The organism is Nonomuraea sp. NPDC050404 (genome assembly GCF_040655495.1).
In the GTDB taxonomy this organism is placed as follows: Bacteria; Actinomycetota; Actinomycetes; order Streptosporangiales; family Streptosporangiaceae; genus Nonomuraea.
On the sequence record NZ_JBFAKB010000014.1, the window covers coordinates 122,690 to 142,013 of the forward strand.

At 69.7% G+C, this 19,324-nt stretch carries 17 protein-coding genes and 1 tRNA gene; 10 read left to right on the forward strand and 8 right to left on the reverse strand.

Annotated elements, in window-relative coordinates; genetic code table 11:
- Positions 1–48: 48 nt before the first annotated feature.
- From AB0I81_RS34620 to AB0I81_RS34645, 6 genes are all read right to left on the reverse strand, one after another.
- A complete protein-coding gene (locus tag AB0I81_RS34620) occupies positions 49–1,485 on the reverse strand; it encodes a carboxyl transferase domain-containing protein (protein WP_360665467.1) in 1,437 nt (478 codons plus the stop codon).
- A 98-nt stretch (positions 1,486–1,583) separates the two neighbouring features.
- The gene (locus AB0I81_RS34625; RefSeq protein ID WP_360665470.1) at positions 1,584–2,123 is read right to left on the reverse strand and encodes a DUF742 domain-containing protein; all 540 of its coding nucleotides are present in this window, start codon (positions 2,121–2,123) and stop codon (positions 1,584–1,586) included.
- A gap of 118 nt (positions 2,124–2,241) precedes the next feature.
- Positions 2,242–4,869, reverse strand: a complete 2,628-nt coding sequence (locus AB0I81_RS34630) for a BREX system ATP-binding domain-containing protein (protein WP_360665473.1) — start codon at positions 4,867–4,869, stop codon at positions 2,242–2,244.
- Positions 4,870–4,961: 92 nt separating this feature from the next.
- Positions 4,962–6,599 carry a phosphoenolpyruvate--protein phosphotransferase gene (gene ptsP, locus AB0I81_RS34635; protein ID WP_360666072.1) on the reverse strand — a complete coding sequence of 546 codons (1,638 nt, stop codon included), beginning with the start codon at positions 6,597–6,599 and terminating at the stop codon, positions 4,962–4,964.
- Positions 6,600–6,900: 301 nt separating this feature from the next.
- Complete coding sequence (gene pfkB / locus AB0I81_RS34640) at positions 6,901–7,842, reverse strand: 1-phosphofructokinase (protein ID WP_360665476.1); 942 nt, start codon at positions 7,840–7,842, stop codon at positions 6,901–6,903.
- Positions 7,839–8,600 (reverse strand): DeoR/GlpR family DNA-binding transcription regulator, encoded by a 762-nt coding sequence (locus tag AB0I81_RS34645; protein WP_360665479.1) that lies wholly within the window; start codon positions 8,598–8,600, stop codon positions 7,839–7,841. The genes pfkB and AB0I81_RS34645 overlap by 4 nt, the downstream gene beginning before the upstream one ends.
- A 310-nt stretch (positions 8,601–8,910) precedes the next feature.
- On the opposite strand from AB0I81_RS34645, the gene AB0I81_RS34650 reads away from it, so the two are divergent.
- The 7 genes from AB0I81_RS34650 to AB0I81_RS34680 all read left to right on the forward strand — a co-directional run bounded on the left by AB0I81_RS34650 (position 8,911) and on the right by AB0I81_RS34680 (position 14,202).
- Complete coding sequence (locus tag AB0I81_RS34650) at positions 8,911–9,672, forward strand: DeoR/GlpR family DNA-binding transcription regulator (protein WP_360665482.1); 762 nt, start codon at positions 8,911–8,913, stop codon at positions 9,670–9,672.
- Positions 9,669–10,715 (forward strand): 1-phosphofructokinase, encoded by a 1,047-nt coding sequence (locus AB0I81_RS34655; RefSeq protein ID WP_360665485.1) that lies wholly within the window; start codon positions 9,669–9,671, stop codon positions 10,713–10,715. The genes AB0I81_RS34650 and AB0I81_RS34655 overlap by 4 nt, the downstream gene beginning before the upstream one ends.
- Positions 10,716–10,778: 63 nt before the next feature.
- Positions 10,779–11,987: a PTS mannitol transporter subunit IICB gene (locus AB0I81_RS34660; RefSeq protein ID WP_360665488.1), complete on the forward strand. Its 1,209-nt coding sequence runs from the start codon at positions 10,779–10,781 to the stop codon at positions 11,985–11,987.
- 4 nt (positions 11,988–11,991) lie between these two features.
- Positions 11,992–12,300 carry a PTS lactose transporter subunit IIB gene (locus tag AB0I81_RS34665; protein WP_360665491.1) on the forward strand — a complete coding sequence of 103 codons (309 nt, stop codon included), beginning with the start codon at positions 11,992–11,994 and terminating at the stop codon, positions 12,298–12,300.
- Complete coding sequence (locus tag AB0I81_RS34670; RefSeq protein WP_360665494.1) at positions 12,293–12,748, forward strand: PTS sugar transporter subunit IIA; 456 nt, start codon at positions 12,293–12,295, stop codon at positions 12,746–12,748. The genes AB0I81_RS34665 and AB0I81_RS34670 overlap by 8 nt, the downstream gene beginning before the upstream one ends.
- Positions 12,745–13,785 carry a zinc-dependent dehydrogenase gene (locus AB0I81_RS34675; RefSeq protein ID WP_360665497.1) on the forward strand — a complete coding sequence of 347 codons (1,041 nt, stop codon included), beginning with the start codon at positions 12,745–12,747 and terminating at the stop codon, positions 13,783–13,785. Before AB0I81_RS34670 ends, AB0I81_RS34675 begins: the two co-directional genes overlap by 4 nt.
- 132 nt (positions 13,786–13,917) lie before the next feature.
- The gene (locus tag AB0I81_RS34680; RefSeq protein ID WP_360665500.1) at positions 13,918–14,202 is read left to right on the forward strand and encodes an HPr family phosphocarrier protein; all 285 of its coding nucleotides are present in this window, start codon (positions 13,918–13,920) and stop codon (positions 14,200–14,202) included.
- Positions 14,203–14,343: 141 nt separating this feature from the next.
- On the opposite strand, the gene AB0I81_RS34685 is transcribed toward AB0I81_RS34680, so the two are convergent.
- Together AB0I81_RS34685 and AB0I81_RS34690 are read right to left on the reverse strand one after the other, a co-directional pair.
- Entirely contained in the window at positions 14,344–14,802 is a 459-nt protein-coding gene (locus AB0I81_RS34685; protein ID WP_360665502.1) for an aminoglycoside phosphotransferase family protein, read from the reverse strand.
- 397 nt (positions 14,803–15,199) lie between these two features.
- Positions 15,200–15,282: transfer RNA gene (locus AB0I81_RS34690), tRNA-Val, on the reverse strand.
- 328 nt (positions 15,283–15,610) lie between these two features.
- Here AB0I81_RS34690 and AB0I81_RS34695 point away from each other — a divergent pair.
- From AB0I81_RS34695 to AB0I81_RS34705, 3 genes are all read left to right on the forward strand, one after another.
- Complete coding sequence (locus AB0I81_RS34695) at positions 15,611–16,222, forward strand: DUF2637 domain-containing protein (protein ID WP_360665505.1); 612 nt, start codon at positions 15,611–15,613, stop codon at positions 16,220–16,222.
- Positions 16,219–18,297, forward strand: a complete 2,079-nt coding sequence (locus AB0I81_RS34700; protein ID WP_360665508.1) for a cell division protein FtsK — start codon at positions 16,219–16,221, stop codon at positions 18,295–18,297. Before AB0I81_RS34695 ends, AB0I81_RS34700 begins: the two co-directional genes overlap by 4 nt.
- A 603-nt stretch (positions 18,298–18,900) precedes the next feature.
- The gene (locus AB0I81_RS34705) at positions 18,901–19,311 is read left to right on the forward strand and encodes a GntR family transcriptional regulator (RefSeq protein WP_360665510.1); all 411 of its coding nucleotides are present in this window, start codon (positions 18,901–18,903) and stop codon (positions 19,309–19,311) included.
- The last annotated feature ends 13 nt before the right edge of the window (positions 19,312–19,324 follow it).

Genomic DNA, 19,324 nt, shown 5'->3' on the forward strand with positions numbered 1-19,324 from the left:
GGCGTTGGTTTGCTACCGCTCATCTTTGTTTACCTGCGATCATGAGGGTCAAAGCGGGATGTTCGTGTGACGGCCCCGGCGTACCGGAGCGGCCGCCAGCACCTCGGCGATCATGAGCCTGGTACGCGCCGGGTCGATCACCTCATCGACGACGCCCAGGCTCACCGCCCTGGCCACGCCCCCCGTGGTCCTCTCGTGCTCGGCGGCCAGGCGGGACAGCAGCTCCTCGCGCTCGCCCGGCTCCACGGCGGCCAGCTGCCTGCGGTGCAGGATCTCCACCGCCGCCTTCGCCCCCATGATCGCCACCTCGGCCTCCGGCCAGGTGAACACGGCGGTCGCGCCGAGCGAGCGGGAGTTCATCGCGATATAGGCGCCGCCGTAGGACTTGCGGGTGACCAGCGTGACCCGCGGCACGCTGGCCTCGGCGAACGCGTGCAGCAGCTTCGCGCCCCTGCGGACCACGCCGTCCCACTCCTGCCCGACGCCGGGCAGATAGCCGGGTACGTCGACCAGCACGAGCAGCGGCACGCCGAAGGAGTCGCACATCCGGACGAACCTGGACGCCTTGTCCGAGGAGAGCGAGTCGAGGCAACCGCCCTTGCGCAGCGGATTGTTGGCGACCACCCCCACCGTCCGCCCCGCGAGCCTGCCGAACCCGACCACCATGTTCGACGCCCATCTGGGCTGCAGCTCGACGAATCCGGAGGCTCCGTCCTCCTCGTCCAGGATCGCCTTGACCAGCGGGCGCACGTCGTACGCGCGTTTGGGCGAGTCGGGGAGCAGGTCGCGCAGCGGCCTGTCCTCCCGCACCGAGTCCACATCCACGAAACCCGGCTTCGCCAGCAGCGTGACGACCTGGCGGGCGCGGGCGATGGCGGCCTCCTCGGAGCCCGCGCCGATGTGGGCCACGCCGGACTTCTGGCCGTGCGCGTCAGGACCGCCCAGGCTCTCCATGTCGATCTGCTCGCCGGTCACCGACCTGACGACGTCCGGGCCGGTGACGAAGATGCGCCCGGCATCGGACATGATCACCAGGTCGGTCAGCGCCGGGCCGTACGCCGCGCCGCCCGCCGCCGGGCCCAGCACGACCGACAGTTGCAGGATCTCGCCCGAGGCGCGGACCATCGCGGCGAACATCTTCCCGATCCCGTCCATCGCCGCGACGCCCTCACCGAGCTTCGCGCCGCCGGAGTTCCACACCCCGATCACCGGGCAGCGTTCGTGCAGCGCGAGGTCGATGGCATTGACGATCAGCGGGCACTCGTCGATCCCGATCGCGCCGCCCTTCAGCGTGGCGTCGGTGCAGTAGAGCACCACTCTCGCACCGTTGATCCGCCCGTAGGCGACGACCACTCCCACGCCTTCACGTTCGCTGATGATCTCCAGCGAGCCGGGATCCACCAGCTGTGCCATCCGGACCGCCGGCACGCGGTGATCAAGACTCGGCTCGTCTCGGTCCATCACGACCAGGGGGGACAGTGTCATCGCTCACCTCTGCGCGTCACCCGATATCGGAGCCGCAAGTGAATCAGGCGCGATGCCGAGAAAACCCTAGTCTTGGGCCGACGCCGGTCCTGGGGTGGTCAGCGCAGTTGCCGCAGCCCGTCGTACACCCGCAGGATCACTTCAAGCGACGGCGCCTCCCCGCCCTGCGCGCGGGGCAACGCCTTGAGCTGGTTCCAGGCGATCGCGTCGCTGATCAGTACGAGGGCCGCGCCGATCGGCATCCTGAGCCTGGCCGCGATCTCGATCACGGGCGTGGGCTGCCGGCACAGGGCGAAGACCCGCCGATAGTCCTCACCCAGCGTGGGGCTGTGGGCGGTCATGGCGCCCTCGGGCGTCACCCAGATCAGCGAGTCCACGCCCAGCGGACCGTCATCGCGGACCCCGGCGTCATGGTGACCACCATTGACCGACTGCGGCTCCTGCGGGACGTCCACGCTCGTCACGTCGCCGTCCCGCGCGTCACCGTCCGCCGTGTCAACGTCCGGGACGCTTTCGACGGGTTTGGGCAGGAACTGGTGCTCGGCCCAGGTCTTGTAGTCACCCCAGCCGCCGAAGGAGAGCGGGTGGAACTTCGGTCCGTCGGCGTCTCGCCGTCGTCGTCTCCTGTGGGCGGGCATCGCGGGGTCTCACCTGCTCTTCGATCGTCCCGGCGTTGTCCCCCCGGTCGGCTCCCGTGACGCCTCGCCGCCGACCCCGCCCATTGTCGCCGCCGATTCCTAGGGTTTTGCGCAGTCTTCAGCGAATCCGGTGGCGGGCGGAGCGCTGCGATGGCACGGCCCCGGCCGGCGATGCCACCCGGCCCTGACGGGTCACACCGGTCACGCCGGTCCCACCGTTCACACCTCGTCTCGCCGGGCGCGTCCAGCCTCCGCCCAGGTCCGCCCGGCCGCTCACACCCAGCTTGCGGAAGATGCTGGTCAGGTGGATCTCGACGGTACGTACCGCGATGCGCAGGGTGTGCGCGATCTCCCGGTTGGTGGCGCCGGCCGCCGCGAGTTCCGCGACCCGCCGCTCCGCCGACGTCAGGACGTCCCTGACGCCGCCGTCCCCCTGGTACATCCAGCCGCCCGCGGCGACGAGCCGATCGCGCGCCTTCGCGGCCGGCGTGCGGAACCCGCACCGCACCGACAGGTACACGGCCTGGCGGAAGTGCCCGCGGGCGCCCTCACGATCGTCCATCCGCAGCAGCGCCTCGCCGAGCAGGCTTTGCGCCCGGACCAGGTACCAGCGCGCCGGGGTGCCCGCCAGCGTCTCCACCGACCGCGTGAGGATCTCCACCCCCTCGCGCCCTTCGGTGATGACGCCCCTGGCCAGCAGCGCGAACCCCCGGGCGGACGCGGTCCCCCAGGCCGCGGCCAGCCGCTCACCGTGCTCGACGTACTCCTCCGCCTCCTTCGCCCGGCCCAGCTCGGCGAGCACGCAGGCCGCCTCCAGCCACCACGGCACGAAGTTCGCATTCCTGACCCCGGCCTCGGCCAGCAGCGCACCGCAGGCGGTCAGCGACGACAGCGCGCCTTCGAGGTCGCCACGCGACACCGCCAGGTGCGACCTGGTCATCAGCACGCGCGGGTAGTCAGAGAGGGATTCCTCCAGGTCCGGCGAGGTGATCTGGTCCAGCACGAGAGCGGCCCGCTCGACGTCGCCGCGCCGGGCGAGCGCCGCCGCCAGAGCCGTGCGTGGCGCGGTGACGCCTTTCGACCACGACGACTCGTCCGCCAGCTTGACGGCGCGAGTCGCGTCCATCAGGGCCCTGTCGAGCTCGCCCGCCTCGCCCAGGATCAGCGACCGTGTGGACAGGGCCATCACCCGCGCCCAGTCGTCCCCGTGCTCGGTGGCGCGCGCGATCATCCGGTCCAGGGCCGCGACCGCCTCCCGCGTCTCGTCGGCGAGGGAGAGCACGCAGGCGGCGGGGCCCAGCGCCCAGCCGTCATCCGCGCCGTCCAGCGCCTCGCGGGCCAGCGCGGCGCAGGACTGCGCCGAGCCGCCGGACATCGCGGAAATCATCGATCGTACGGCGAGCAGCTTGCGCTCACCGGCGGCGTCCGCCTGTGGCATGCCCATCGCCATCTCGCGCTCGGAGATCACCTGGGCGGGATCGCCGTGCCCGATCAGCCGCGCGAGATCGGCCTGCGCGTCGAGATCGCCGGGATCGTCCACGACCATCCGGCCCAGGTAACGCGCCGCCGTCCGCGCCGCCCCGTCCCGCTCGGCACTGCGCGCCGCCGCACGCAGCACGTCCCGCATCCAGGGCTCGGGCAGCGTGGGCAGCAACACCAGTTGCGCACCGATCTCCTCGACCGGCCGGCCGGCGTCGTTGAGCAGCTGGGCGGCCAGCCTGCGCCACCGGTCCAGCACGCCGGGCGGCATGGCGCTCAGCACCCCGGCGCGTACCCGATCGTCGGTCAGCTCCGCGAGGTCCGCGTCGATGATCGCCTCATCGCGCAGGAGCTCGATCGCGTCCGCGACCAGCGGCTGCGAGACCCCGCACAACATGCCCACCAGCTCCGCGTCGGCCTGCCCCAGCACGGCGAGCGCCTCCACGACCTTGCGCACGTGCTCGGGCCCCCCGTCGAGCGTCGCCAGCAGATGCCAGGCGAAGAGCCCGGCGCCGACCTCACGGGCCCTGAGCACGCCCCGGGCATCGGCCGGCACACCCTCCTCGCTCAGGCGCGCGAACAGCCGCGCGAGCAGGGCGGGATTGCCGCGGCAGACGCTGGTGCACGCGCGCACGAACGGCTTGTCCGGTACGGCGTCCCACCACCGCCGGGCCAGCTCCGCCGCGTGCTCCTCCGGCAACGGCCCAAGGGTGACGGTACGGTGGCCGCGCGCGGCGACGCCGGGAACCGCCCGGTGCCAGCCGTCCTGATCATCCTGACCGGCCTGAGCGGCCTGGCCGGAGCGGCGCCGGGCGAGCACGACGAGCAGCGGAAGGCGATGCCCGCGGTTCATCAGGAAGTCCAGCCAGGCCAGCGACTCCTCATCGCACCACTGCGTGTCGTCGAGCATGATGGCCACCGGTCCCGACGAGGCCGCCTCGGCCACCCGCCGGAGCAGCCGGTGCGACAGGGGCGCGGCGGCGCGCTCGCCGGGCGGCGGCGCCTGGCCGAACAGGCTCTCCGCGGCGTGCCAGGGCTTGAGGGCTCCGGCGGGCGAGCAGGAGCCGCGCAGGACCGTCGCTCCGGCGTGGCGGGCGTGCCGTTCCAGGGCGTCCATGAGAGCGGTCTTGCCGGATCCCGCCGCGCCCCGTACCAGGATCATGCGCGCCGACCCCGACGCGGCCTCCTCCAGCGCGGACAGCAGCGGGCGCAACTCCTCCTGCCTGCCCGCCAGCCTGGTCTCGCCATGGACGAACCGTCCTGACATGGTCACCACCTTGCTCCAGTGAGTAGCCGGGTTGCGGATCGGTCAGGATGCTCCGGAAACCGCATTCGTACTGGGCGACTGTGCTGGGCCGCTCACCGCGCCTGCCGCACTGCCCTTCGTGCTTCCTCGGGGTCACGTGCCGCCAGGGCGAGCTCGGCGTGGTGCCGGCACTGGGCCAGCGTGTGGCCGGCGAGGGCGTCCCGTACGGCGGGCACGCTGCGGGCCGACATGGACAGGCTCGTGACGCCGAGCCCGGCCAGGACGGTGGCCAGCAACGGGTCGGCGGCGGCCTCGCCGCAGATTCCCACCGGCTTTCCCGCCGCCCGGCCCGCTTCGCCGCACTGCGCGATCAGCTGCAGGAGGGCCGGCTGCCAGGGGTCGAGCAGGTCGGCGAGGTCGCCGTGCTGGCGGTCCGCGGCGAAGGCGTACTGGCTGAGATCGTTGGTGCCGATGCTGAGGAAGTCCAGCTCGTCGAGCAGACGGCGGGCGTGCAGGGCCGCAGCGGGCACCTCCACCATGGCGCCGACGTTGACGATCCCCCGCGAACGCGCCCGCCGCGCGAAGTCGGTCACCTCCCCGGGCGTGGTGACCATGGGGGCCATCACCCACGGCGTGGCCTCGCTCGCGCGGGCGGCCTCGGCGATGGCGTCGAGCTGGGCGTCGAGCACGTCCGGCTGGCGTCGTGCCACGCGCAGCCCGCGTACGCCCAGGGCGGGGTTGATCTCGTCGGCGAGGCCGAGGAAGGGCAGCGGCTTGTCGGTGCCGGCGTCGAGGGTTCGCATGACGACCTGCGTGCCGGGGAAGGCCCGCAGGACCGCCGCGTACGCGCTGGTCTGCTCCTCGTGGGTGGGCGCCGTGCGGCGGTCGAGGAACAGGAACTCGGTGCGGAAGAGGCCGACGCCCTCCGCGTCCACGCCGGCCTGGAGGTCCGCCACGGATCCGATGTTCAGCAGCAGCTTGACCGGATGCCCGTCGGCGGTCCTGCCCGGACCGCTCGTGCTGCCGAGCCGGTCGCGCTCGGCATGGGCCTGCCGCTGGATCTCGCCGGCCGCCTCCTCGCCGATGCCGGTGCCGACCTCGCCCGTGCCGCCGTCCACGGACACCCACGTCCCGTCGGCGAGGCCGGTCGCGCCGGCGCACGCCACCACTGCGGGCAGCCCGAGGGCGCGCGCGAGGATGGCGGTGTGGCTCGTCGGCCCGCCCTTCTCGGTGACCAGGGCGAGCACGGCGCCGGGGTCGAGGTTCACGGTGTCGGCGGGCGCGAGGTCCTCGGCCGCCAGGACGAAGGGGTGGCCCGGCGCGGGGACGCCCGGCATCGGCAGGCCGAGTAGGCGTGCGACGGCGCGGTTCCTGATGTCGTCGAGATCGCTCGCGCGTTCGGCGATGTAGCCGCCCACGGACTCAAGCGCCTGGCGGTGGTCGGCGCACGCCGCGTGGATGGCGTGCGCGGCGTCCATCCCGGCGCGGATGTGCTGGTCGACCGACTGGTCCAGCATGGGGTCGCCGGCGATCTCGGCCAGTGCGTCCAGGATGTCGCGGGCCGCCTCGTCGGCCGCCTTCTCCGCCCGTTGGGCCAGCTCCGCCGCGGTCTCCTCCAGGGCCCGCACCGCCCGGTCGATCTCCGCGTCCGTGTCCGCGACCGGGATGGGGTCCGGCAGTTGCGGCGGACCCGCCATCCGGTACACACGGCCCGCGGCACGACCCGGACTGATGCCAAGCCCGCGCAACATCCCGCCCGCCGCTACTGCTTCCTGCGCCACCGGCTCGGCTTCCTGCGTCACCGGCTTCGAGGTTGCCGCTGCATTCTGCGTCACCGGCTCCGACGCCGCCGGGGCGGAAACCGTCTCCTGCGAAATTTCCGGCATCTGCGGATTCCTTTCAGGACTCGATGGTCACCTGGATCGCGACGCTGCGGCTCACGATGCCGATGGCGTCCAGGACCTCCGGGAGGGGAGGCAACGCGTGATCAGGCCGCACACCAACCGGCACCGTTTCTCCGGGCGGCGGTGGGCGGCGGGCCTGACGTGGGGTTCACCCCCCGGGTGTGAGCGGCAGAGCCGGATCGGGGGCGCAGATCCAGACGGCCGTGCGATCGATGTCGGCCGGGCCCGGCATGCGGCTGCCCGGCAGTCCGACGGCGGCGCTCGCCCACGCCAGCCCCTCGGCCAGCGCCGATTCGCCACGTGCCCCCGCTGCCAGAAATCCCGCGAGCATGGCGTCGCCCGCGCCGACGCTGCTGCGCGGCTCCTTGACGGCGCAGGTGCCGTACCAGACCTCATCGCCCTCGATGAGCAGCGCTCCGTCGGCGCCGAGGCTGGTCAGCACCGAGCGCGCGCCCATCGCGCGCAGCTTGCCCGCGGCGTCGATGGCGTCGCCGAGGCAGGTGATCGGGGTGCCGGTCGCCTCCACGAGTTCCTCGCGGTTGGGCTTGACCAGCGTGGGGCCCGCGGCCAGCGCCGAGACCAGGGCGGGCCCGCTGGTGTCGACCGCGACCTGGATGCCCGCGGCGGCGAACCTCTCGCACAGGACGGCATACACCTCGACCGGCACACCGGGCGGCAGGCTGCCCGAGGCGACGACCCAGTCCGCCGCACCTGCGGCGTCGAGCACCGCGCCGGCCAGCGTGTCGAGCTCGGCCGCCGTCAGCGCCGTACCAGGCTCATTGATCTTGGTGACGGTTCCGTCGGGTTCCGCCAGCGTGACGTTGGAACGGGTCTCCCCCGCCACCGGGATGGAGATCATGTCGATGCCCTCGGCGGCGAGCAGGGCCACGAGCTGCCGCCCCTCGGACCCGCCGAACGGGATGACGGCGCGCGAGCGCACCTGGTTGGCCAGCAGCGCGCGGGAGACGTTGACCCCCTTGCCGCCGGGGTCGCGGTGCGCGGCCGCCGCCCGGATGACCGCTCCCCGGGTCAGCGAGCCGACCTCGATGGTGCGATCCAGGCTCGGGTTCAGCGTCAGCGTGAGGATCATACGCGTACGACCTCCGGCCCCGCCGCGGCCACGTCCCCGGCGAGCTGGAGATCGAGCCGCGTGTCGGTGATGATCAGATCGATCTCGGACAACGACGCGAAGCGCGTCAGGTAGTTGTCGGAGAACTTGGTGTGGTCGGCCAGCAACACCGACCGCTGCGCGCAGTTGATCATGGCCCGCTTGATCACCGCCTCCGCCGGATCGGGGGTGGTGAGCCCCTTGGCCACGGAACAGCCGTTGGTCGCCATGAAGGCCACATCGACGTGCAACTGGGAAAGCTGCTGGAGCGCCCAGTCCTCGACGGTGGCCAAGGTCCGCCCTCGCACTCGTCCTCCCAGTATGAATGCCGTGACATTGGTACGGGCGGCCAGCGCGGTGGCCAGGGGCGGCGAGTTGACGATGACGGTGAGCTCCCGGTCGGCGGGTATCGCCTGAACCAGCCGGCCCGTCGTCGTGCCCGCGTCGATGATGACCGCACCGTCCTGCGGCAGCTCGGCGAGAGCCGCTTTGGCGATGCGCTCCTTCTCCGCCGTCATGACCTCGTCCCGCGCGGCGAGAGGGGGCTCGAAACCGAGCCGCTCGACCGGGATCGCCCCGCCGTGCACCCTGCGCAGCACGCCCGCATGCTCGAGAACCGTCAGGTCCCGGCGGATCGTCTCCGTCGTGACGCCGAACTGCTCAGCCAGGCTCACCACGTTGACCCGCCCGGCTGCACGGGCCTCACGCAGGATCTCCTGCTGCCGTTCCTCGGCGTACATTCTGTTGTTTCACCCCCGATTTGATGTTGTTCCGTTTGTTTTTATACCCGGGCATGTTGCCAGTCAACAAGCTGCCAGTAAGGAGTCTGCGGGAACCCTTAGTCATGCCGCCGATGCGACCCTCCGCCTCCGCCACCAATGCCCCGGACACATGATCACGCGCGGCCGCTTCCCCTGGGACGCCCGGGAAGAAGCAGGCCGAAGGCCCTGGCCACCCACCACCGCCGTTCTCCTCGTTCACTCTTGACGCGTCCACACATACGGGTATAAACAAAGACGAAACCACCTCGAAACGGCGGTGAATCACACAATGTACGCCGAAGAGCGGCAGCAGGAGATCCTGCGACGGGCTCGGGCGATGGGACGGGTGGACGTGGTCACCCTTGCCGAAGAGTTCGCGGTCACCACCGAGACGATCCGCCGCGATCTCACCGTCCTGGAGCGCTCCGGAGTGTTGCGCCGGGTGCACGGCGGCGCGATCCCGGTCGAGAGACTGGGCTTCGAGCCGGCGCTGTCCACCCGCGACGAGGTGATGATCGCCGAGAAGGAGCGCATCGCCAAGGCGGCGCTGGCCGAACTGCCGGACGACGGCTCGATCATCATCGACGCCGGCTCGACGACCGGCCGCCTGGTGCACGTGCTGCCGACGGACCGGGAGCTGACGGTCATCGTCAACTCGCCGCCGCTGGCCACGGCGCTGGCGACCAGGCCCAACCTGAGCGTGATCATGCTCGGCGGCCGGATGCGCCGCCGCACCCTGGCCACCGTGGACGACTGGGCGCTGCAACCGCTGGCCCAGCTGCACGTGGACGTGGCCTTCATGGCCACCAACGGCTGCTCCGCGACCAAGGGCCTGACCACCCCCGACCCGGCCGAGGCGGCGATCAAGCGGGCCATGATCAACTGCGCGCAGCGGTCCGTGCTGCTGGCCGACCACACCAAGTTCACCAACACCTATCTGGCGCGCTTCGCCACGATGGCCGAGATCGACATGGTGATCAGCGACAGCGGCCTGGACGACCAGGTCGCCGCCGAACTCCACGCCGCCGGCCCTGATGTGGTACGCGCATGAACACCGCCGCCGGCCCCGGCTCCGACGGCTCCCGGCCGTCCACCGGGGGTGAACAGGTGATCCTCACCCTCACCCTCAACCCCAGCCTGGACCGGACCATCGAGGTCGGCTCGCTGACCAGGGGCGCGGTGATCAGGGCCGGGGCCGCCCACCTCGACCCGGGAGGCAAGGGCGTCAACGTCTCGCGGGCGCTGGCGGCCAACCGGGTCGGGTCGTGCGCGGTGATCCCCTACGGCGGCGACGAAGGGCGCAGGCTCATCAGCCTGCTCTCCGCCACGGGCCTGGACATGATCACGGTGCCGGTGGCCGGTTCCACCCGATCCAACATCTCGCTGACCGAGCCCGACGGAACCGTTACCAAGATCAACGAGCCCGGCACCGCGCTGTCGCCCGCCGAGCTGGACACCATCGCCGACGCGGTGCTCGGCGCGGCCCACTCCGCCGACTGGGTGGTGGCCTCCGGCAGCCTGCCTCCCGAGGCCCCCGCCGACGTGTACGCGCAGCTGTGCCGCCGCTTCGCCGGCGCCGGCATCAACGTGGCGGTCGACACCAGCGGGCCCGCGCTGCTCGCCGCCCTCGCCGCCGGCCCCGCCCTGGTCAAGCCGAACCGGGAGGAGCTGGCGGAGGCGACCGGCATCCCGATCGCCACGCTGGGCGACGCCATCGACGCCGCGCGCAAGTTGCGCGCCATGGGGGCGCGGGCCGTACTGGCCAGCCTGGGCGGCGACGGCGCCGTACTCGTCGAAGGACCTACCGAAGGACTTGCCGAAGGCGACGGCGAGGCGGAGGAGCAGGAGCAGGTGTGGTTCGGCGAGTCCTTCGTCGCCGAACCGCGCAGCACGGTCGGCGCGGGCGACGCGATGCTGGCCGGATTCCTGGCCGCGGGAGCCCGCGGCGAGCAGGCCCTGGCCGAAGCGCTCGCCTGGGCCACCGCCGCGGTGGCACTGCCGGGCAGCCGGATGCCGCATCCGAGTGACATCAACCGTGATCTGGTGCGGCTCTCACCGCCCGATCTCAACCTGCCGCTGCGGCCGGAGGGCTGACAGCGGCGCATCCCCCACCATGACCGGCATCATCGCGCCGGTCACCTCCTGAAGGAGAGAAAGATGGCCTCCGTATATACACCCACAGTTGAGGGAACCGGAGTCAAGGCCACAATCCAGCGCATCGGCGGACACCTCGCCGGAATGATCATGCCGAACATCGGCGCGTTCATCGCTTGGGGCCTCATCACCGCGCTGTTCATCCCGACCGGATGGCTGCCTAACGCAACCCTGGCCGAGCTGGTCGGCCCGATCATCAGCTCGCTCCTGCCCATCTTGATCGGCTACACCGGTGGCCGGATGGTGCACGGCCAGCGCGGCGCGGTCGTGGGAGCCGTTGCCACCATGGGTGTGGTCGTCGGCGCCGACGTGCCGATGTTCCTCGGCGCGATGATCATCGGCCCGCTCGCCGCGTACATCATCAAGCTGGTCGACAAGCTCTTCGAGGACCGGATCAAGCCCGGCTTCGAGATGCTGGTGGACAACTTCTCCGCCGGCATCGTCGGCGCGGCGATGGCGATCCTCGGCGCCCTGGGCATCGGCCCGGTGGTCGAGCAGGTGACCAAGTTCGCGGGCAGCGGCGTCGAGTGGCTGGTCAGCAACAACCTGCTGCCGCTGGCATCGGTGCTGGTCGAGCCGGCCAAGGTGCTGTTCCTGAACAACGCGATCAACCACGGCGTGCTCGGCCCGCTCGGCGTCACCGAGGCGGCGCAGGCCGGCAAGTCGATCCTGTTCATGCTGGAGTCCAACCCCGGCCCCGGCCTCGGCCTGCTGCTGGCCTACATGTTCTTCGGCCCGCGCCTGCTGCGCGCCAGCACCCCGGCCGCGATCATCATCCAGTTCTTCGGTGGCATCCACGAGATCTACTTCCCGTACGTCCTGATGAAGCCGCGCATGATCCTCGCGGTCATCGCGGGCGGCGCGGCCGGCGTGGCCACCTTCATGATCACCGGCGCGGGCCTCGTGGCCACCCCGGCACCCGGCAGCATCTTCGCCGTAATCACCATGACCCCGCGCGGCGGCTGGTTCGGCGTCATCCTCGGCGTCGTGATCGCGACCGGTGTGTCCTTCCTCGTCGGCGCCGCGCTGCTCGGCTTCGGCAAGGCGTCCGGCGACCCCAAGGAGGAAGAGCAGCCGGCGACCGAGGAGGCGTCCGCCGCGGAGGCCGAGATCGCCGGCAGCGACTCCGACAGCGACTCCGGCAGCAACGAGAAGGCAAACGACAACAACGGTGCGCGCAAGGACGGCGCACACGTCATGAAGGAGGTCTAGTGACATGGCGAGCATAGAGGGCAAGGACGTCAAGAAGATCGTCATCGCCTGCGACGCGGGCATGGGAAGCAGCGTGATGCTGGCCTCCACCGTACGCAAGCAGCTCAAGAACCAGGGCGTGGAGGTCGTGCACACGCCGGTCAACACGATTCCCTCCGACGCCGACGTCGTACTGTGCCACTCCGGCCTGGCCGAGCGGGCGCGCAAGTCGGCCGGGAGCATCCCCGTCATCCCGTTCAGCGTCTTCATCGGCGACCCGGCCGTCACCAAGGTCGTCAACGCGATCAAGGAGGGCGGGACCTTCGATGCCTGAGGTGGTGCCACTACCCCTCGACCCGAAGGCGGTCCGGCTCGACGCCACGGCGTCGAGCCGGGACGACGCGATCCGCCAGTGCGGCGAGATGCTGCTGTCGGTCGGCGCGATCGAAGCCCCCTACATCGACACCATGCTGGAACGCGAACGCTCGATCTCGACCTACGTCGGCGAGGGCGTCGCGATCCCGCACGGCACGCTGGCCGGCAAGGACGTCGTCCACCACGACGCGATCTGCGTCCTGCGCTTCCCCGACGGCGTCGACTGGGACGGCGAACGGGTCGACGTCTGCGTGGGCATCGCGGCCAAGGGCGACGGCCACGTACGGCTGCTGTCCGAACTGGCCCAGATCCTGCTCGACCCGGACCACGCCAGGGAACTGCGCGAGGCCACGGAGACAGACGCGGTGCTGCGCCTGCTCCAACCCACCGGAGAGGAAAACACGTGAAAGTCGCCCGTTTCCACGCGCCCGGGGACATCCGCATCGAGGACGCCCCCGAACCCGTGGCCGGCGCCGGCGAGATCAAGATCCGCGTGCGCAACTGCTCGACCTGCGGCACCGACGCCAAGATCCAGAAGCACGGCCACCACCACATCCGGCCGCCCAGGGTCATGGGCCACGAGATCGCCGGCGAGATCGTCGCCATCGGCGACGGCGTGTCCGGCTGGAGCGAGGGCGACCGGGTCCAGGTCATCGCGGCCATCCCCTGCGGTACGTGCGAGGAGTGCCGCAGGGGCCGGATGACCGTGTGCCCGAACCAGGAGTCGATGGGCTACCACTACGACGGCGGCTTCGCCGAGTACATGGTGGTGCCCGCCAAGGTGCTCGCGGTCAACGGGCTCAACCGGATCCCCGACGGCGTCGGCTACGCCGAGGCGTCCGTCGCCGAGCCGCTCGCCTGCGTGCTGAACGGCCAGGAGCTGGCCCGCGTCGGCGAGGGCGACGACGTGGTCATCATCGGCTCCGGCCCGATCGGGTGCCTGCACGTACGGCTGGCGCGCGCCCGCGGCGCCGCCCGGGTGTTCCTGGTTGACCTCAACGCCGAACGCCTGGCGATGGCGGCGAACCTGGTCAACCCCGACGAGTCAATCCGCGGCGACGAACTCGACGTCGTGGACGAGGTGCTCAAGCTCACCGGCGGCCGAGGCCCCGACGTCGTCATCACGGCGGCGGCCTCCGGGGTGGCGCAGCAGCAGGCGATCCAGATGGCGGCCAGGCAGGGCAGGGTCAGCTTCTTCGGCGGCCTGCCCAAGGACGCGCCGATCATCCAGTGCGACTCGAACCTGGTGCACTACCGCGAGCTGACCATCGTGGGCGCCAACGGCTCCAGCCCCCAGCACAACGCCCAGGCGCTACGGCTCATCGCCGAAGGCTCGGTCCCCGTCTCCGACCTGATCACCCACCGCCTGCCGCTGGACCAGGTCCTCGACGGCATCGGCATCGTCACCCGCGGCGAAGCCATCAAGGTCACCGTCGAACCCTGACCCTCTCCCCGCCTCCTCCCATCACCAACCCACCGACCCACAGATCCACCACCCCGGCGCCACCGGCCCGCCGCGGGCCTCCACCATCACGGACGCCCGCCGGGCCCGGCGCCATCGAGAGGAGAGCTTGCCATGCCCGAAAGGAAAGTCACCGTGGCGGCGAGCAGCGGCCTGCACGCCCGCCCGGCCAAGCTGTTCGTCCAGGCCGCGGCCAAGCAGGGCACCCCGGTCAGGATCCGGGTCGGCGAGGGCAAGTCGGTGCCGGCCAACAGCATGCTGGGAGTGCTGTCCCTCGGCGCCACACACGGCGCCGAGGTCACCCTGGAAGCCGACGGCCCCGAGGCCGACGCGGCCCTGGACGCCCTGGCCGCCCTGCTCGCCATCGACCTCGACACCAACGAACCCGCCGGCGCCTGATCCCTTTTCCCCCGCGTACGCCCTTCCGGTGCCAACTCGGGCGTACCACTCACCCGCCACCGCCACCGCGCACCTGCCTGCGCGGTGGCGGTGGCGGATCCGCCCCCCTTTACAAAGTACGGATGCCGCTTGGCCACGGCGTCAACGCAGCGCCTCCGCAAAGACGAGGCGGTTGGCACTGGTGTAGGCGTGTTCCCGCTCGGACCATGCGATACGCGAGGCGATCTGTTCGGGACCGGCCAGACGGAAACTGGAGTCGCTCAGGCGCTCCGCCCACCAGCGGGCATTACGGGATTGACGATCGAGGATCGCGTCAAGAACTTCGGCACGGCGCGCGGCGCTGAGCCCGTACGCGTCGGCGAGCACCCGCACCTGGGCGGCCTGCGCGGCAACCGGCGGCCAGTCGGCCTTGGAGGAGACACACCACGTCCAGGCCATGTATCCGACGTCCTCAAGCGGATCACCGGAGGCAGCGGTGTCAAAGTCGATGAAGGCAACCGGCACCCCGCCCCGGAACACCGTGTTGTTCGGCCCGGGGTCGTGATGGCAGACAACGGGCTGCTCCCCAGTGAGCCCGCTGTCACGGGTGGCGTCATGCAACGATCGAAGAAGCACCCCAGCCGAAGCGACCTGATCATCACTCCAACGCTGAAACCTGTCCGCCACCCACCCGGGCAGGTAGCTGAGAACATCGCGACCGGCTTCGTCCCGCCCAAGGTAACGCGGCGCACCCGTGAACCGACGTCGCTGCAGGTGCGTAAGCAACCGCGCGACGAAAGGCGAAGAATCTTTGGCCGACCGTCGAACGGTATCAGCGACCCGGACTACACCCGAGGTGATGCGCCCTCCGGTCAGGGGAACTTCGGCGGAAGGCGGTCGCATCGGCGGGAGCTCTCCTGGTCATCACGCTTGCAACGATCAAGGGCTGCGGCATGCCGTCCCGGGGCCGCTCAGAAAGATCATAGGCCGCTTCCCGACTGGGAAGTGGCCTATGAGTTGGTGGGCGATACTGGGATCGAACCAGTGACCTCTTCGGTGTGAACGAAGAAGGAATCCCACTTCCGAGGGCATACATCGCTCTGAGCTGGCAAAACATCGAGCAGCACAGAGCAGTACTTAGCAGGACTTGGCGCACGTGTGGCGCATGCTGGGCGCACGAACACAGTGTGACCTTAGTCCTGATCACCAACGCACATGGACTGTGCGTGACGTGAGGCAACCGGTCCAGGGCCGGTGTGCTTACGTCGGCCCTGGATCACCCTCGGAGGCGATCCATATGACTGCCCGCTCCATCCCTTCCCTGTGGCACCGCGTTCGTTCCGGGCAAAAGGCTCCTGTGCCACCTCAACCAACTCCTCCTGAGAGCGGCACGGAGACTCGTGGAGACCGGTTGATCCGGGGCGTCGCGGTGACCATCTTGCTCGGCGTAGCGGGGGCTGCCGGGTACGTCTCGTACCACCACTTCTACGCCCTGGCGATCTCTCTTGGAGAGCGGCACGACATGGCCGTGCTCTACCCGGCGATGAGCGACGGCGTGATCGTGATGGCCTCGCTCGTCATGGTCTACTGCTCTCGCCGGAGACTGCCTGTGCCGCTTCTGGCGTACGTCTCACTGGGTGTCGGAGGCATCGTCACGCTGGTCGCCAACGTGGCCCACGGGTGGTCCGGTGGTGTGGGATCGCGCCTGCTCAGCGCCCTTGCGCCGGTCGCGTTCGTGGCCGCCTATGAGCTGCTGATGTGGCTCGTACGGAGTGGCCGAAAGACCGCTTCCAGTACCCCTGAGAAGGAGCACCTGTGCCACCCCTCGGAGAAGGTGGCACAACCTGTGCCACTCCTGCCGATGGACCGGTATGAGGCGGCACGGCTCACCTTTGAGGAGAGCCTCCAACCGGGCAACAAGAGGCTTGGTCGGCGAGCCCTCATGAACCGGTGGGGCATCGAGCAACGCGAGGCCGAAGAGATCATCGCCGAGGTGGAACAGGAGCGCCCTACGCCCTCTCTCAACGGGGCTCACCCATGAGCGAAGACGGAGATGTCGTCCCGGTCGGCCCTGAAGAAGTTTGCGACGACGGGGAAGTTCTCGAAGGTGTTCTCGTTGATCAGCCACATCAGCCCGATCACCTACTCGCACGCCTGGCCGAGCGACGCGTCGCTCGTTCTCCCCTGGTTCCGCTGTGGCTCAAGTCCCGCGCCGACGCGTTGGCCGTCCTGAAGTGGCAGGCGGAGCACAGCAGCTACGTGCTGGCCTACCACGCCCTTCGCACGCCGAAGTACGTCACGAAGGTGCTGTCGCGCTCCCCTGCGGGCGTGTGGCGGCTCCTGGTGGAGCTGGTGCGCTGGCAATTCGACCTTGAGGGCCGCCCAGTGCGGCAGGCAGTCGTCAGGCGCGAGGACGCCGAGCAATACCTCAGGCTGAGTGAACGCCGGGATGCTCGGGTCAGAGCACGGCTGTGGGTGACACTGATCGCCGCCATCACCCTTGTCATCGCGTCGATCATCCTCGCTGTGGCCGCACCGCCATGGGCGCACTGGCTCACTCTCGGCATGCTGATCGCGGTGGCGGGGATCGTTGGCTCGCCCTCGGACAAGCCCCTCCTCGATCGGGCCGTCGTCCCTGCTCGTGTGACGAAGCTGACCAGTGACATGGTCATCGAAGCCCTCGCGTCCCTGGGTATCTCCGGCATCACCCAGGCCCTATCCCGGGCCGGGAAGGGCATCACCTTCCCGGCTCCGATCACCCGCGACGGGCCAGGATGGCGGGCCGACGTCGAACTTCCTCGCGGCGTCACGGCCACCGACATCATGAAGGTGCGCGACAAGCTCGCCTCTGGCCTGCGCCGCCCCCTTGGGTGCGTGTGGCCTGAGCCAGCAGAGGAGCATCCCGGCAGACTGCTCCTCTGGGTGGGCGACCAGGAGATGAGCAAGGTCAAGCCTCCTCGGTGGCCCCTGGCTCGGACTGGCCGGGCGGATCTGTTCAAAGAGGTCCCCTTCGGCACTGACCAGCGGGGGCGTGAGGTGCCCGTCTCTCTGATGTTCGGCAACCTCCTCATCGGAGCCATGCCGGGCATGGGCAAGACCTTCGCCCTGCGGATCTTCGCCCTGGCCGCCGCGTTGGATCCTTCGACGGAGCTACGGGTGTTCGAGCTGAAGGGGTCGGGGGACCTGTCGCCTCTGGAGAAGCTGGCCCACCACTATGGCAGCGGCCAGGACGATGCGACGGCCTTCCGATGCCTGCTCTCGCTGCGAGAGGTGCGCGCCGACCTGGAGCGGCGAGCCATGACCATCGCGGGCTTGCCGAAAGACCTCTGTCCGGAGAACAAGGTGACGCCTGAGTTGGCGGCCAAGCGTTCTCTCGGTCTGTTCCCGCTGGTCGTCATCATCGACGAGTGCCAAAAACTCTTCTCTCATGAGGATCACGGAGAGGAGGCGGGACGGCTCGCCACCGACATCATCAAGCTCGGCCGGGCGTTCGGCGTGATCTTGCTGCTCGCCACACAGCGGCCAGACAAAGACAGCTTGCCCACCGGGGTCACGGCGAATGTCGGAGTGCGCTTCTGTCTGCGGGTGATGGGGCAGACCGAGAACGACATGATCCTCGGCACCAGCTCGTACAAGAACGGCATCCGGGCCACCACCTTCACGAAGAAGGACAAGGGCATCGGCTATCTGGTGGGGGAAGCAGACGACCCACTGATCGTCCGGTCCTACTACGTGGACAACCCCACGGCCGAGAAGGTCTGTGGTCGCGCCTACGCCGCCCGCAAGGCCGCAGGAACCCTATCGGGCCAGGCGGTAGGAGATCGGCCGCCTATGGCTTCACCGTCAGATCTGCTGGCCGATGTGGTGGCCGTCCTGCCTGAGGAGAAGGCATGGAACTGTCGTGTGGTGGATCGGCTGTCCGACTTGCGGCCGGATGTCTACGGGGCGTGGGCCGATCAGGATGAGGCAGGGAAGACCGCAACGCTCACGGCGGCGTTGAAGCCTCACGGCGTACCGACCAAGGACATGCACGGCTACACCGACGAGGGTCGGACGAGCACGCGGAAGGGCGTGGAGAAGGTCCATCTCATCGAGGCTCTTGAGCGACGCCAGTGATGTCTTGCGCTTGCGGGCCGGCACTCTCCCAGTACGCCGTTGGAGGCACTTCGGAGGCGTCCAGTCAGGGCCGCAAGGCCGCAAGATTGCAGGTCAACAGAGGTTCGGCCCGCAAGCGGACCCGCAAGATCTTGCGGGTTAGGCGCAAGGTGAGGACATGAGAAAGCCCCTCCTCCGATGGGTGCGGGGGGCAGTCGGAGGAAGGGCCTTCAGTCAGTGCTCGTGAGGTAGGTCAGCGATCTGACCAGTTGCTCGCTCACAAGCTGAAATCCATCGTGCCTGTCCTCCGGCGTCGCGAATCTCCACGCTCTTCACCGGCTTGCTGTCACATCGCGCGCCCGAACGCCTGCCGCCGTGCCAACCGCACCTGGTTGCTGAGACGGTACCGGGCTTATGTAGCTCTGAATCGTATTCAGTGCTGTCCACGATGGTGAGGGCCATGGTCTCTCCCCGTGATCAGGCATGCCCGAATGGAACTGGGCAGGCCATGGTTGAAGATCGCCTTTTCCCCTGAGAAGGCGAATATTTACACCTCCCAGACTAAATCTGTGGCCCTAGGGCCACAACCCTAGGGGGCCACAGGGGTACCTACGGTCCAAGACCATGAGCATCGATCCGGGAAGCTACACCCCCATCTACCGGCAGCTAGCCGACTTGCTGCGGGTTCGGATCGAGGCCGGAGAGTTCGCTCCCGGCGAAAGTCTTCCTTCCGAGACACGGATCGCCCAGGAGTACGAGGTGGGTCGCGACACTGTCCGCGATGCCCTTGCCGCTCTGCGGAACGAAGGCGCCATCATCACCGTGAAGGGCGCGGGATCGCAGGTGCGCCCGCAGCATGACGTCGCTGTTGTGCGAGTGGATGGCAGGGCTCGCGTCGCCGCCCGGATGCCCAGCAGCGCGGAGAAGCGTCAGCTCAAGCTCACAGACGGCACGCCCGTTCTCGTTGTGCACAGGGAAGGCCGCGACGAGGAGGTCCACCCGGCCGACCGCACGCAGCTCGACGTCGGAGACTAAACACTGTCCTTGA

Bases quoted from the DNA above. Each gene is read 5' to 3' on its own strand.
- AB0I81_RS34660 (WP_360665488.1), top strand. From the start codon at position 10,779: ATGGCCTCCGTATATACACCCACAGTTGAGGGAACCGGAGTCAAGGCC.
- AB0I81_RS34650 (WP_360665482.1), top strand. From the start codon at position 8,911: ATGTACGCCGAAGAGCGGCAGCAGGAGATCCTGCGACGGGCTCGGGCG.
- AB0I81_RS34645 (WP_360665479.1), bottom strand. From the start codon at position 8,600: ATGTACGCCGAGGAACGGCAGCAGGAGATCCTGCGTGAGGCCCGTGCA.
- AB0I81_RS34655 (WP_360665485.1), top strand. From the start codon at position 9,669: ATGAACACCGCCGCCGGCCCCGGCTCCGACGGCTCCCGGCCGTCCACC.
- AB0I81_RS34625 (WP_360665470.1), bottom strand. From the start codon at position 2,123: ATGCCCGCCCACAGGAGACGACGACGGCGAGACGCCGACGGACCGAAG.
- AB0I81_RS34630 (WP_360665473.1), bottom strand. From the start codon at position 4,869: ATGTCAGGACGGTTCGTCCATGGCGAGACCAGGCTGGCGGGCAGGCAG.
- AB0I81_RS34705 (WP_360665510.1), top strand. From the start codon at position 18,901: ATGAGCATCGATCCGGGAAGCTACACCCCCATCTACCGGCAGCTAGCC.
- pfkB (WP_360665476.1), bottom strand. From the start codon at position 7,842: ATGATCCTCACGCTGACGCTGAACCCGAGCCTGGATCGCACCATCGAG.
- AB0I81_RS34680 (WP_360665500.1), top strand. From the start codon at position 13,918: ATGCCCGAAAGGAAAGTCACCGTGGCGGCGAGCAGCGGCCTGCACGCC.
- AB0I81_RS34665 (WP_360665491.1), top strand. From the start codon at position 11,992: ATGGCGAGCATAGAGGGCAAGGACGTCAAGAAGATCGTCATCGCCTGC.
- AB0I81_RS34620 (WP_360665467.1), bottom strand. From the start codon at position 1,485: ATGACACTGTCCCCCCTGGTCGTGATGGACCGAGACGAGCCGAGTCTT.
- AB0I81_RS34670 (WP_360665494.1), top strand. From the start codon at position 12,293: ATGCCTGAGGTGGTGCCACTACCCCTCGACCCGAAGGCGGTCCGGCTC.
- ptsP (WP_360666072.1), bottom strand. From the start codon at position 6,599: ATGTTGCGCGGGCTTGGCATCAGTCCGGGTCGTGCCGCGGGCCGTGTG.
- AB0I81_RS34700 (WP_360665508.1), top strand. From the start codon at position 16,219: ATGAGCGAAGACGGAGATGTCGTCCCGGTCGGCCCTGAAGAAGTTTGC.